Annotated in this window: 12 protein-coding genes; 11 read left to right on the top strand and 1 reads right to left on the bottom strand. The window is 50.5% G+C overall.

The genetic code is table 11. The annotated features are described in order from the left end of the window. The first annotated feature begins 217 nt into the window (after positions 1 to 217). The 3 genes from GQF03_RS10740 to GQF03_RS10730 all read left to right on the top strand — a co-directional run bounded on the left by GQF03_RS10740 (position 218) and on the right by GQF03_RS10730 (position 3,231). On the top strand, positions 218 to 1,240 hold the full coding sequence (locus GQF03_RS10740; RefSeq protein WP_161339266.1) for a TRAP transporter substrate-binding protein: 1,023 nt from the start codon (positions 218 to 220) through the stop codon (positions 1,238 to 1,240). A gap of 189 nt (positions 1,241 to 1,429) precedes the next feature. Next, the gene (locus tag GQF03_RS10735) at positions 1,430 to 1,948 is read left to right on the top strand and encodes a TRAP transporter small permease (RefSeq protein ID WP_161339265.1); all 519 of its coding nucleotides are present in this window, start codon (positions 1,430 to 1,432) and stop codon (positions 1,946 to 1,948) included. Further along, positions 1,945 to 3,231, top strand: a complete 1,287-nt coding sequence (locus tag GQF03_RS10730) for a TRAP transporter large permease (RefSeq protein ID WP_161339264.1) — start codon at positions 1,945 to 1,947, stop codon at positions 3,229 to 3,231. Before GQF03_RS10735 ends, GQF03_RS10730 begins: the two co-directional genes overlap by 4 nt. A gap of 101 nt (positions 3,232 to 3,332) precedes the next feature. Here GQF03_RS10730 and GQF03_RS10725 read toward each other — a convergent pair whose 3' ends face one another. Further along, on the bottom strand, positions 3,333 to 4,160 hold the full coding sequence (locus GQF03_RS10725) for an IclR family transcriptional regulator (protein WP_161339263.1): 828 nt from the start codon (positions 4,158 to 4,160) through the stop codon (positions 3,333 to 3,335). Positions 4,161 to 4,518: 358 nt separating this feature from the next. On the opposite strand from GQF03_RS10725, the gene GQF03_RS10720 reads away from it, so the two are divergent. The 8 genes from GQF03_RS10720 to GQF03_RS10685 are packed head-to-tail and all read left to right on the top strand — an operon-like array spanning position 4,519 to position 13,230. Further along, complete coding sequence (locus GQF03_RS10720; protein ID WP_161339262.1) at positions 4,519 to 5,661, top strand: acyl-CoA dehydrogenase family protein; 1,143 nt, start codon at positions 4,519 to 4,521, stop codon at positions 5,659 to 5,661. Beyond that, the gene (locus tag GQF03_RS10715; RefSeq protein ID WP_161339261.1) at positions 5,658 to 6,815 is read left to right on the top strand and encodes an acyl-CoA dehydrogenase family protein; all 1,158 of its coding nucleotides are present in this window, start codon (positions 5,658 to 5,660) and stop codon (positions 6,813 to 6,815) included. Before GQF03_RS10720 ends, GQF03_RS10715 begins: the two co-directional genes overlap by 4 nt. Positions 6,816 to 6,859: 44 nt before the next feature. Continuing rightward, positions 6,860 to 7,714 carry a MaoC family dehydratase gene (locus tag GQF03_RS10710; RefSeq protein ID WP_161339260.1) on the top strand — a complete coding sequence of 285 codons (855 nt, stop codon included), beginning with the start codon at positions 6,860 to 6,862 and terminating at the stop codon, positions 7,712 to 7,714. Positions 7,715 to 7,728: 14 nt separating this feature from the next. After that, positions 7,729 to 8,553 (top strand): enoyl-CoA hydratase/isomerase family protein, encoded by an 825-nt coding sequence (locus tag GQF03_RS10705; RefSeq protein WP_161339259.1) that lies wholly within the window; start codon positions 7,729 to 7,731, stop codon positions 8,551 to 8,553. Between the two features lie 33 nt (positions 8,554 to 8,586). Next, the gene (locus GQF03_RS10700; protein ID WP_161339258.1) at positions 8,587 to 9,756 is read left to right on the top strand and encodes an acetyl-CoA acetyltransferase; all 1,170 of its coding nucleotides are present in this window, start codon (positions 8,587 to 8,589) and stop codon (positions 9,754 to 9,756) included. Positions 9,757 to 9,758: 2 nt separating this feature from the next. Then, the gene (locus GQF03_RS10695; RefSeq protein WP_161339257.1) at positions 9,759 to 10,166 is read left to right on the top strand and encodes a Zn-ribbon domain-containing OB-fold protein; all 408 of its coding nucleotides are present in this window, start codon (positions 9,759 to 9,761) and stop codon (positions 10,164 to 10,166) included. After that, positions 10,163 to 12,307 carry an acetate--CoA ligase family protein gene (locus GQF03_RS10690; RefSeq protein WP_161339256.1) on the top strand — a complete coding sequence of 715 codons (2,145 nt, stop codon included), beginning with the start codon at positions 10,163 to 10,165 and terminating at the stop codon, positions 12,305 to 12,307. The genes GQF03_RS10695 and GQF03_RS10690 overlap by 4 nt, the downstream gene beginning before the upstream one ends. Positions 12,308 to 12,309: 2 nt before the next feature. Continuing rightward, positions 12,310 to 13,230, top strand: a complete 921-nt coding sequence (locus tag GQF03_RS10685; protein WP_161339255.1) for an SDR family NAD(P)-dependent oxidoreductase — start codon at positions 12,310 to 12,312, stop codon at positions 13,228 to 13,230. Positions 13,231 to 13,257: the final 27 nt, after the last annotated feature.

Genomic DNA, 13,257 nt, shown 5'->3' with positions numbered 1-13,257 from the left:
AGAAATCGGCCATAGTCAATTATTAATTTTGCAGTGCGGTTTATAATTTTGCTTGACGGACTACTGTTATGAAAATATGTTTTAGATCTTCATGAATTATTGAGAATTTGCGAAATCGAGAGATTGATGAAGGACAAGAACTGCTTTCAGCGGTATCAAATCAGTCAGACGCAATTAACATCGCCAGCAATTAATACAAACAGGGGGAGAATATAAAATGCATATGCGCTTAAAATTAGCGACCGTTGCTCTTGCCGCTTTCACACTAACGGCCGCCAACGCTTATCAGGCGATGGCGGAAGAAGCCAAAACACTAAAAGTCGCCTGGCTATTCCCGGCAAATCACTATCTGTGGGAAAACGGAGGTAAAGTATTTGCCGATGCTGTCACAGAACGCACGGACGGGAAAATACAATGGGAACTCTATCCAGCCGGGCAACTAGGCAATAATATTGCGGCGTTGAAGGCAGGATTAGCAGATGCGGCTATGATTTCAACATCATATCATGCAGATAAATTTCCACTAAGCTCAGTTGCAGAGCTGCCAGGTATGTTTTCTTCTTCATGCGAGTCTACCGAAAAAATGTGGGGCGTCGCAAAACCTGGCGGTATTTTAGACAACGCCGAATATAAAGTCCAAGGATTTAGAGTGATTTTTGCGGGTGGTTTACCACCGTACAATATTTTCACGACCGACAAGGCCATTGAAACGATTGATGACGTAAAGGGCCTGAAGCTGCGTGCCAATGGTGAAGGTATGAGCAACACCGCACGCTCACTTGGCGCTGTACCTATTAAAGTTTCGTCACCTGAAACATACGACGCTTTGACACGAGGAGTAATCGACGGAGCTTTATATCCTTACAGTGGTTTGTTTGGATATAAACTTAACGAACTATTCGATCACGTGGTTGAAGGCAGTCAGCTTGGTTCCGGTATTATTCTTTGGGTGATCAGTGACAAAGCCTGGAACTCGCTTTCTGATGAAACAAAAAATATATTCACCGAAGAAGGCGCTAAGGCGCAAAGCTTTCTATGTGAATATCAGGATCGTCGCGACACCGAGAGCCGTCAGCGTGTTATCGATGAGGGCATGAATGTTGTCACCCTGACCGAAGAGCAGCAAAAAATTTGGCAGGACCGCGTTTCTGGAGTTTGGGATATTTGGGTAAAGAAAATGGAGGACGCCGGCCGCAAGGGCAAGGAAACGCTTGAAGCCTATAAAGCTTCAGGAAACTGAGCACTAGCTATCGAAGTTGTGCCATGGCTCTAAAAGAATAAGGGCCATGGCGCACTAAACTGTGTGTAAACTCACCTAATCCAAACGTTGTTCATTAGTTGGTTTACTCTTTGGCACAATTTGGAAGCAATATGAATAAGAATGGTTAGCTCAACCCGGCTTCAAGCCTACCTTAGGACATATAGAGATATGTTAAACCGGATTACTAAAATTTCAGAGCAGATCTTACTGGTAATTGCATGTATCAGCGTTGCAATCATGGTTGTGGTTATTAGCGCGGATACATTGCTCCGGTATGTTTTCAATTCTCCTCTTTCATGGGCTTATAACCTTACGACTTATTACCTGATTGTAATTTGCTTTTATTTTGCAATATCAGCAACTTTCCGTGATGGCGTGCATATATCGATAGATCTCTTCCGCTTTGGAATGAGCAAAAACGTGCGTCTCATTGCTGATATTACTTGGGTCTTACTATCGATTATTGCATTTGGATTGATCGCCTACGCAAACTGGAAAAGCATCTTTGAGACTTTCGTGCAAAATCAACATTATGAAGGGATAATATCTTGGCCTGTGTGGCTATCATATGTTCCTATATTTGTGGGGACCTGTGTGCTTATTATCAGGCTTACCCTCCACGTCATTGCGTTGATAACTAAAGGAAATGACCCGGAAGTTATTTTTGATGGTGAGCAATCAACATGATTCCTTTTATCGTTATTGTGCTGTTATTTACACTGCTCGCTTTTGGAACTCCCGTTGGTTTTGCAATGACAATCAGCGGGGCGCTAGGTTTGTATATGGTTGGCGGTATGACGGCTGTAATAGCCATATTTTCGTCAACGCCGCATGATTCTGCCGCCGTTTATATGTTTGTTGTCATTCCAATGTTTCTATTGATGGCGGAGTTCGTATTGCGCTCAGGCATCGCCGATGATTTATATACTGCGGCATCTGCCTGGTGTGGTCGACTGCCAGGCGGCTTAGGGATCGCTACGGCTTTTGCAGGCGCCGCTTTCGGAGCAATTTGCGGTTCTTCAACAGCGTCTGCCGCCACCTTGTCATCGACCTCTCTGAAGGCGATGATTGAACGAGGGTATGAACCCAGAATGGCCGCCGGCGTAGTCGCGATTTCCGGCACTTTGGCAATGCTTATTCCGCCCAGTGTGGCAATGGTTATCTATGGTCTAATCGCTGATGTTAATGTCGGTCAGCTACTTATCGCTGGTGTTATACCCGGCATTGTTGTCATGACCACAATCATTGTCACTACGATGTTTCTCGCGATACAGGATCCCAAACGAGCCCCCATTCCGATAAAAGTTTCCTTTATGGAGAAAATCAAACTCACCCGTTTGGTTGGACCGATGCTGGTTTTGTTTGTTGCTGTGACAGTCGTGATCTATCTTGGCGTCGCAACACCGACAGAAGCGTCAGCCTTTGGCGCATTTGTCGCCGGTGTATTCTATTTTACCCGAAAGAAAAGGACGTTAACTGAGACGTTTGATGTGATTTCCCGATCGGTAAAGACATCCTGCATGATTGCTGTTATCGTTTTAGGCGCTCACATTTTTTCAACGTTTTTTGCGGTTACCAACGTAACCCAGCATGTCGTAACCTTTATTGGCACGCTGGACGTTGAACCATGGATGGTGATCCTTGGATTAGTTCTGTTGTATATTGTCCTTGGCTGCGTTATGGACCAATTGGCCATATTGGTGCTTACCGTCCCTATCGCAGCGCCTCTCGTTCACGCGCTGGGGTTTGACCTGGTTTGGTTTGGTGTTATCGTCATCATTTCAGCAGAGCTCGGCATGGTGACGCCGCCGATGGGACTGAACTGCTTTATTGTGTCGAAATATTCAGGCCTGCCGCTCAGAGAAATTTTTATTGGCGTGTTGCCGCATGTTCTGACGCATATAATTGCAATCGGAATTTTGCTGCTGTTCCCCGCACTGACCCTTTGGCTTCCCAACAATATGCATTAACTGGGCTACTCTAAAACAGGGGAGCCTTCTATCCGGAGTTTGTTTGAACTGGACGTCCGTCTTCACAAGGCGGGCGTCAAGCCTGATTATTGCGGAAGGGGCTAAATTGCCAATGGACGGTTATGGAGTTCCGACTCGATATTCCGTGCCGTTGAAACCAGGCGATAACCGATTTCTTCATCGATGCGATCGTGTGGCAGCTGATACGCCGGACCGAGGATCGTAATACTGTAGATAGTACCACTATCTGGCAGCACAATCGCCGTCGCAGCCCCGTTTAGCCCCCGCTCAAATATGCCAGAAGTACTATAATAACCTTTAGTATCCAACTGTTGAAACGCGTCATCAAGACGATCGCGGAAGTCTGCACTTTCTTCGGGAATTTGCTTTTCTATCTGCTCAATCATGAATTCGCGTTCGTCTTGCGGCAAGGCATGCAAATACGCCATTCCCATGGCTGTGCGCCAAATAGGAAATCTGGCTCCGACATCCAGCCGCAGATGTCCGCCGCTACCGCCATGAACGATTTCGATATAGGTCATGTCCAGCCTGTCTTGGCTTGCGACGGTTACCGAAGCTCCGGCGAAATCCGCCAACTCCTGCATATGCCGCCGGGCCGCACGTGTCACACCAAGATTGGCCAGGCAGGCGTAGCCAAGGGAAAGTACCGGGGTACCAAGCGAGTATTTCTCCAAACGTCCGTTATATTCCAGATAGCCGAGCATCGTTAACGTCCGGGTTATCCGCGTAATCGTTGGCTTGGGTAAATTCGCCCGTTCTGCTATTTCCTGATTTCCTAGGAAATTTTCACCCGGCTCAAACACCCTCAGAACTTCAAGCCCTCTGGCCAGCGCCGTAATAAATTGCCTATCAATTTTTTCATCGGCAGGACCCGGAAGAGCAAGCATTGTTCTAAATGGCTTTGCCAAGTTCAATCTCCAATTTCGTAATCACCATTAACATGGACGCATAACTAACCTGATTTAAGGGATCACCGCAAAAAAAGCAAACAGGTTGTATTGAAAAATCTAATTTCATTATGCAGTTTATTATTTTGATTTAATAATTGATATAGCATTTTTACGATACTCCGTAACCCATTAATGTGCATAGATAAGAACAGTCAACATCATCGAACCGCATAAAATACTCTGTGCGGCCTACGCAATATCGATGAAACTATGTTCTATAATAATGAAATTTAATTTCGATAGTCAAAATGTTGTTGCGATATCATCCGCAGAATTGTAAATTGGCCGCAAGAGATAATCCGCTTGGGAGAATAGGTTGTATCAAAAATTAATTGAAAACGAAGATCGACGACAACTCCGGGACAGTGTCGCACTTTTCGTCCGCAAAGAAGCTTCCCCAGATTCGATTAGAAAAAATTCACAAGCATCTGAAGGATATTCTCGCGACAGGTGGAAGTCGATGGCCGAGCTTGGATGGACCGGGTTGTTGATTCCGGAAGAGGCCGCAGGATTAGGACTGTGTCTTGGCGAAGTCGCCGCATTACATGAAGAAATCGGCCGGGCCTCAATTCGGGAACCACTGGTCGTCACGGCCCTGCTGGCGGCACGGGCGGTCGCGTTAGGCCATAACGACCGACTTAGAACAGAAAAATTGCCAGGAATAATCTCCGGAAACCTGACCGCTACATTGGCATGGCTGGGGGAAAGCACGGGTCTTGATACCACCAATGTCGGCCCCGTCGCCGTCCGCAGCGACAGCGGTTGGCAAATTTCCGGGACCGCACGATATGTCCCCCTCGCTAATAGTGTGGACGCCTATATCGTCGCGGCCAGAAGTTCAGACGGCATCCTGTTGTTTTTTCTGGACGACCTGACGCATGTTTCAATTGATTCTGCAGCGTTGTCAGACGGGACGTCCCAAGGAAACCTGACATTCGACGGACTGACGGTGCCCCCTGAGTCTGTTATTGCAGATCCAGAACATGGCTCATCCCTGCTCGACGACCTATTAGATATCGCTCGTGTCGCGGTAAGTGCAGAGTTGCTTGGAAACATGCAGCAAGTGCTGGATATGTCCCTCACCTATTTACGGCAACGCGAGCAGTTCGGCCGGTCAATCGGATCGTTTCAGGTCCTGCAACACAAGGCAGTAGATCTCTATATTCAGATTGAACTGGCGCGCACGGCTCTTTGGCGGGCGGTTGAGACAATAGAGGCGGGAGCAGACCCAAATGCCCGTGCAATGACTGTTTCTGCGGCGAAATGGCGATGCTCCGAAGCCGGGCTATCCGTCGTCCAGCAGGGAATTCAGTTCCATGGCGCGATCGGATACACCGATGAATACGATCTCAGCCTATATGTTCACCGAACTATCGTTCTGGCGACTTTTCTTGGAAACGCACGGGCCCATCGCGCTCGTTATGCGAAATTGTTCATTTCCAGTGAGGGCAAATCATGACCGAAGTAGATTACAACGCAATGCCGGACGAAGAATTTCGCGACATGCTGCGAAATTTCATCGAAAAGGAATGTCCGGCCAGCCTCAGGTATCAAGGTCGTCGGGTGAGATGGAAAGAAATCAAACCCTGGACGCTCAAACTTTCGAAAAAAGGATGGCTCGCCCCGGCGTGGCCGGTTGAGCACGGAGGCATGGGGCTCGATATCGAAAAGATGGTAGCCTACCATGACATTTTCGATTCCGCTGGTGTTTCAAGGGCCCCCGATATGGGCATCGTGATGATTGGCATGCTGCTTATCCGGTTCGGATCAGACGCCCAGAAGAAATATTATTTGCCAAGAATTCTGGCCTGCGAAGACATCTGGTGCCAGGGCTATTCCGAGCCTGGTTCTGGATCCGATCTCGCCTCGTTGCGTACAAAAGCGATACTGGACGGGGACCACTGGGTCGTCAACGGACAGAAAATCTGGACTACGGTCGCTCAGGACGCGACAGATATATTCATGCTCGTTCGCACTGACCCAACTGCAAAAAAACAGGAGGGCATCAGTTTTCTTCTGGCCCGAATGGATACGCCTGGAATTACGGTTCGGCCAATTCGGACTTTGGGTGGTGAGGAAGAATTCTGTGAAGTGTTTTTCGATGATGTCCGAATTCCCAAGGAAAACATTGTCGGTAACATCAACGAAGGCTGGACGATGGCGAAAACCCTGCTTGGTTTCGAACGCCTGACAATTGGCAGCCCTAAATTTGCGATGATAGCGTTTGGCAGCCTTAAGGAGCTTGCGAGGGAAAAGGGTCTTTTTGACGATCCCGTATTCGTCAATGACTTCATAAAGTTGAAGATGGATATTGACGATCATGTGGGAACCTATCGTCGATATGCAGACGCGCTTAAACACGGCGGCTCTCTTGGACCGGAAATGTCGATCCTCAAAATAGTATCATCCGAACTCTATCAACGTGTCACGGAATTAATGTTGGAGGTGGCCGGCGAGCAAGGACCTCATTTAGGGCCGAGCAATTTCGGCAACGCCTCGATTGATCCGCTCGGGTATTATTTTTTCTCCCGCCCCGGGACAATTTACGCCGGAAGCAATGAAATTCAGCGGAACATTCTTGCGAAGGCCGTTTTGGAAATGCCATCGCAATAAATCTCCCCGCCCAGCAACAATACTAATAAACGGGATGAAGAAAATTGATTAATCAAGAAACATTATTGAACTGGCCTTTCGAGGACGTGATTCAGACCTATACTAAAGACAATTCGATTTTCTATGCCTTGAGCATCGGACTAGGTTATATCCCTACCGACGTTAATCAGCTTCAATATGTCTATGAAAATAATCTGGTCAGCTTTCCTACCATGGCGGCCGTCCTTGGCACCTCCACCCCAATAACCGCGGATCCTAACTCCGGCATTGATCGGACAAAAGTCGTTCACGGTGAGCAGGGACTTACGATATTCTCCCCCCTCCCCGCGGAAGGCACGATCCGTGCCCGCGACAAGATAGTCGATGTTATTGATAAAGGGGAAGGCCGCGGCGCACTGGTGGTCATAGAGCGAAGTATAGCTAATCATCAAAATAACGAACTCCTGGCCAAACTGACATCTACTATATTCTGTCGCGCAAATGGCGGATTCGGCGGAAAACCGGGAAAACCCGCCGAACCGAAAACGCCCCCAGAGCGCACCCCGGATATAGTTGTCGGCTTGCCGTCAACTCCCCAATCCGCGCTTTACTATCGGTTGAACGCCGACAGAAACCCCCTTCATGCAGATCCTGCCGTTGCGGCGCAAGCCGGGTTTCCAGCGCCGATCCTTCATGGTTTATGCAGCTGGGGTATGGCGGCACATGCTGTCGTCAAGGCATGCTGCGATTATGATGCTTCCCGCCTGTCGCAATTCGAATGCCGGTTCACGAAGCCCGTCTTTCCAGGAGAAACGATCTCTGTGGACATCTGGCGCTCGGATAACGAGGCGCGGTTCAGGGCATGGGTACGGGAACGCGACGCGATGGTCCTGGACAATGGCTTCGCAAAATTTGCATGAGGGGATGGTTATAAATGAAATACGCGTCAATCCAGTTTGAAATATCCGATAAAATAGCCGTTCTCACATTGAACCGCCCGGAAGTAAAAAATGCGCTCGATAATGATATCCGCGTTGAAATTGCCGACGTAGTACGCCGGCTGCGCGAAGGGGTTGATACTAAAAACCTGGATGTGCGAGCGCTGATAATCAAAGGAGCGGGTGACGCCTTCTCGGCCGGCGGTGATGTCAAGGGAATGACAATATCAAGAACCACGGCCATGATCCGCAATCGAATTGCTGAGGCCCACACTTGGTTTTCCGATCTTGTAAATTTGGAAATGCCGGTTATTGCTGCCGTCAATGGTCCCGCGTTCGGGGCCGGTTTCAGTCTGAGCCTGGCAGCTGATTTTATCCTGGCGACGCCAAATGCGCGGTTCTGCTCGGTGTTTGCGCGCATGGGTCTAATCCCCGATCTAGCCGCGCTTTATCTGCTGCCAAGAATTGTCGGGCTTCAACGTGCCAAAGAAATCGTCTTTTCGTCCTGCATCCTGAAACCGGATGAAGCCAAATCCTATGGCATCGTCTACGACATCGTAGAGGAGGATGAGATTGACGACGCGGCGATGACTCTTGCACAAAAATTCCAAGGCGCCTCCATGACCGCGATTGGATTATCAAAAGTGCTGCTCAACCGGTCATTCCACACGGATCAGGCCGCAATGATCGAATTGGAGGCCTTTGCTCAGGGCGCCTGCGTCGGAACCGACGACCATAAATCGTCGGTCAGCAGTTTTCTTAATAAGCAGCCATTTAGTTTCTCAGGCTTCGGGCGCTCAAACTGGCGCAAGAAGACTTAATAGAGTGGAAAATGCGGGATCTGGAGAAATAAATTGAAAAATAACACGCCAGTAATTGTTGGTGTCGCCGATTTGCCGCTCGAGAACGGAAAGTTTGCCGGTGGTGAAAACGTTCTGCAAGCACAGGCGAAGGCCGCATTGGCCGCGCTTGATGATGCCGGGCTCAAAATGTCAGATGTCGACGGGCTGCTGACCTCCGGCGTATGGGGATTGAACGGGCCGGGAATACTTATGCCCGTGACGGTCGGTGAATATTTGGGCATCACGCCACGTTATATGGACAGTACGAATATTGGCGGATCAGTGTTCGAGGCCCAGTTAGGTCATGCATCGCTCGCCATTCAATCCGGACAGTGTGAGGTTGCGTTGATCGTTTATGGCAGCGCCCAGCGCAGCGCCCGAGCGAGATCATTCGGTGGCAGGCCAACGGATCTTAACTTCCAGTATGACGTTCCTTATGGTCTTGCCAACCCGGTCGGCACCTATGCGCTCGCCACAATGCGGTATATGCATGAAACCGGAGCCCGGCCCGAGGATTTGGCGGAAGTCGCGGTTTCCGCACGACGTTGGGCACAACTCAATGACGCGGCATTCAAACGAGACGATTTAACGATAGAGGACGTCCTCAACAGCCCGCAAATCTGCGACCCGCTCCGCGCGGCAGATTGCTGCCTTGTGACGGACGGAGCCGGCGCCGTAATCGTGACGACAAGTGAGCGCGCGAAAGACTTGAAATCGCAACCGATCGACGTCCTTGGTTTCGGCGAAGCACAGGCCAGCCTGCTTGTTTCAGAAATGGAGGATCTGTGCCGGCTTCTACCTGCCGAAATGTCGAGCCGGCGCGCCATTGAAATGGCGGGGGTATCCCTTACCGACATCGACGTTATGCAATTATATGACTCCTTTACCATCACTGTCTTGCTTACGCTTGAAGCAATTGGTGTTTGCAAACGCGGAGAGGCGGCGCAATTCGTCAGAAACGGAAGAATTGCCCCAGGCGGCGCATTTCCCATCAATACAGGCGGTGGCGGGTTATCGAATATGCATCCGGGGATGTTCGGCATTTTCCTGATAATAGAAGCCGTTCGCCAACTTCGCGGAGAGTGCGGATCCCGTCAGGTCGATGACGCCCGCCTGGCGCTGGTTCATGGCACCGGGGGATATTTGTCGAGCGGCGCAACCTGTATCCTTGGGAGGGCATAATCATGGAATACAACAAGCCTATTCCGGTTGTAGATTCCGACTCAGAGCCTTTCTGGGCCTCGGGATTGTCGGGGAAGTTGAAGCTCCCGCACTGCTCTAGCTGCGGCAAATTCCATTACTACCCGCGCACACTATGCCCCCACTGTCATTTGACAGACCTCAGCTACAAGGAGGTTTCCGGCAACGGCACAATTTATTCCTATACCGTGCAGCGTCGCCCGGCAGGCAATGAATTCAAGGATGACGTGCCGTATATTGTCGCCCTCATCGATCTGGAGGAAGGACCGAGAATGCTCTCCAACATCGTGGGACTGGCGCCTGAGGAGGTCGCAATCGGCCAGCGCGTTGCCGTTCAGTTTATAACCGTTTCAGACTCCATTTCACTTCCAGTATTCCAGGTGCAGAAATGACGCCCCTACATCATTTGTTGAACCCAAGATCAATTGCGGTTATCGGGGCGTCGAATGATCCGAAGCGTATTGGCGGAAGGCCCATTGACCTTCTCAAACGCAATTATTCGGGTGAGATCTATCCGATTAATCTCAGTCGCCCTGAAATCCAGGGAATAAAGGCCTATTCGTCTTTGCTGGACGTGGAAAAGGATATCGATCTCGCACTCATCGCCCTCCCGGCCCCGATTGTTAATGACGCCCTCAAAGACTGCATAAAAAAGGGCATAGACGCCTGTATCATTATGAGTTCCGGATTTGCGGAAGAAGGGGAGGCCGGAACTGCATTGCAGGACGAGATCATTGCCACGGCGCGCGAGGGCGGAATACGGATTATCGGGCCAAATTGCATCGGCGTCGGTAACAACAAAATTGGCTCATGGGCGACCTTCGCCGGTGGCGCCGAACATTTGCCGCCCGTCGGTGAACTCAGTGTGATCACACAAAGCGGCGGATTTGCCTCCCTTGTCCTGTCTCTTCTCAAACAGCGGAACATAGGACTAAATCACTGGATTGCCTTTGGTAATCAGTGCGACGTCGATTTTTCGGAGTGTCTGGAGTATCTGGCGACCGATCCAGATACCAAAGTGATTTTGGGATATCTTGAGGGTATCAGAGACGGCAACAAACTGGCAAACGCGCTAAAAAAAGCGCGAGAAAACGGAAAACCGGTGGTGATCGTCAAGGTCGGGTCCTCTGAAGCCGGCGCGATAGCTGCGGCGTCGCACACAGCAACATTGGCCGGAGAAGATGCGCTATATGACGCCGTGCTAAAGCAATATGGCGCTTATCGCGCGGAGACGGTGGAGGAGGCCATGCAGGTCGCCTATACCTGTTTGTACGCCCCCGCATTGCCAAAAGGTGGGAACCTTTGCGTTTACACGATATCCGGTGGCTTCGGGGTATTAATGGCCGACGCCGCGTCCCGCGCCGGTTTGAAGGTCCCGGCCCTTCCCGAAGAAGTCCAGGACAACCTTCGCGAACTCCTGCCCTTTTCGAGTGTTCGCAATCCGATTGATACAACGGCGCAACTCCTCAACGACTTTTCTCTCGTCGAAAAATCGATGGAGATTGTGTCAACGTCCGGCAATTGCGACATGCTTGCCTGCTACCTGGTCGGGCTCGACAACTCGCCGACGCTCCAGCCAAAGATTTATGCGGTTCTGAAAAGCTTCCGCGAGAAGAATCCGGAGGCAATTGTTGCCTTGGTCCTGTCCCCTACCCCCGAAATCCGGGAAGGGTACGAAAAGTTGGGCTATTTAGTATTTGAAGATGCGTCCGAGCCAATGCGTCCTCTCGCTGCTCTACGCTTCTTTGGACAATCTTTTACGTCACATCCTGCGGAAGTATCGTCGATAGAGCCGTTTTCCAACCCGTCGAGCGATATAATCCTGGACGAAACGACCGCCAAGAAAATTATCTCTGATGCGGGCGTCCCCATCCCGAAAGAAGCGCTCGTCTCAAATCGGACTGACGCCATGGAGGCTGCCGCGCAAATCGGGGGTCCTGTCGCAATGAAAATCGTTAGTCCTGATTTACCGCATAAATCTGATATCGGAGGCGTTGAACTCTCGTTGGAAGATCCGGAAGAGGTTGGACTGGCCTATGATCGGATCATTGAGAATATACGCAGAAACGCACCGAATGCCCGTATCAACGGCGTTCTCGTCTCACCGATGATCTCTGACGGTCTGGAATTTTCTCTGGGGATTCAGAATGACGCGGTATTTGGCCCCATGCTGATGGTCGGCCTTGGCGGAATTTTTATTGAGATTATGCAGGACGTGAGTTTCCGCAAAGCACCGGTTTCCAAGGCTGAGGCCCAAAGCATGCTTGCGGAGCTACGCGGACAAAAAATCCTTCACGGCGTAAGGGGCAAGCCCCCGGCGGATATCGAGGGTCTCGTCGATGCAATTGTCGCTTTGGGTGACTTCGCCGTCGCCAATGCCTCGCAGATAGACTCCGTCGATATCAATCCGCTGCTGGTTCTGCCGCAAGGAAAAGGCGTTGTCGCCGTCGATGCCGTCATCGCACTGAAAAACAGAAATGCACAAGTTTCAGCTGCTCACGCGGCTCAAGTAACTCATAAATGGAGAAAGTAAGTATGTCTGAAGGAATGGTAGAAGGTAAAGTTGTTGTCGTCACGGGCGGCGGGCGCGGTATTGGCCGAGCCATCTCGCTTATGATGGCCAGCGAGGGCGCGAAAGTCGTCGTGAATGATATCGGAGCCTCGGTGGCGGGAGAAGGAACAGACGGAGGCCCTGCCGACGAAGTCGTCAAGGAAATCAAAGCCGCCGGCGGCGACGCTGTTGCTTCACTACATAGTGTCGCGAGCGCGAGCGGTGGCGAAGCTATTGTGGCGACAGCCGTCGATACCTTCGGCAGAGTTGATTGCGTCGTTAACAATGCGGGTATCCTGAGAGACAAGTATTTTCACAAAATGTCCGCTGAGGAGTTTGAGGCCGTAATCAATGTCCACCTGATGGGATCGTTCTATGTCAGCAGTGCCGCCGCCAAGTATTTCCGCGAACAAAATAGCGGATCCTACATTCACATAACCTCGAATACCGGCCTTATCGGAAACCCGGGACAGGCAAACTATGGCGCGGCCAAATTGGGGATTGTCGGCTTATCCAAAGGTATTGCCATAGATATGGCCCGCTATAATGTTCGATCAAACTGCATTTCACCGTCGGCATGGAGCCGCATGGTCGCGAATATCCCGTTGGATACACCCGAGAGAAGACGTATTGCCGAGATGTCAGAGAAATTTCTCAGCCCGGAGAAGAATGCGCCAATGGCCGTCTTCCTTGCGAGCGACGCGGCAAAGGACATAACCGGCCAGATATTTGGTACGCGCGGAAACGAGCTTATCCTGTTTGGTCATACCCGCCCCGTACGTTCGGTTCACCGTTCTGAAGGCTGGACACCGCAATCCATTATCGACCATGGTATCAAGGCACTTCAGCCGTCTTTTGTGCCGCTGGACGTAATTATGGATGTAATGGGCTGGGAGCCTGTTTAACAACAAGGAAACCGGAAAAGAAAGACG

This window comes from Sneathiella chungangensis (genome assembly GCF_009882935.1).
Lineage (GTDB): Bacteria > Pseudomonadota > Alphaproteobacteria > Sneathiellales > Sneathiellaceae > Sneathiella > Sneathiella chungangensis.
This window is presented reverse-complemented; position numbering and strand designations above follow the sequence as displayed.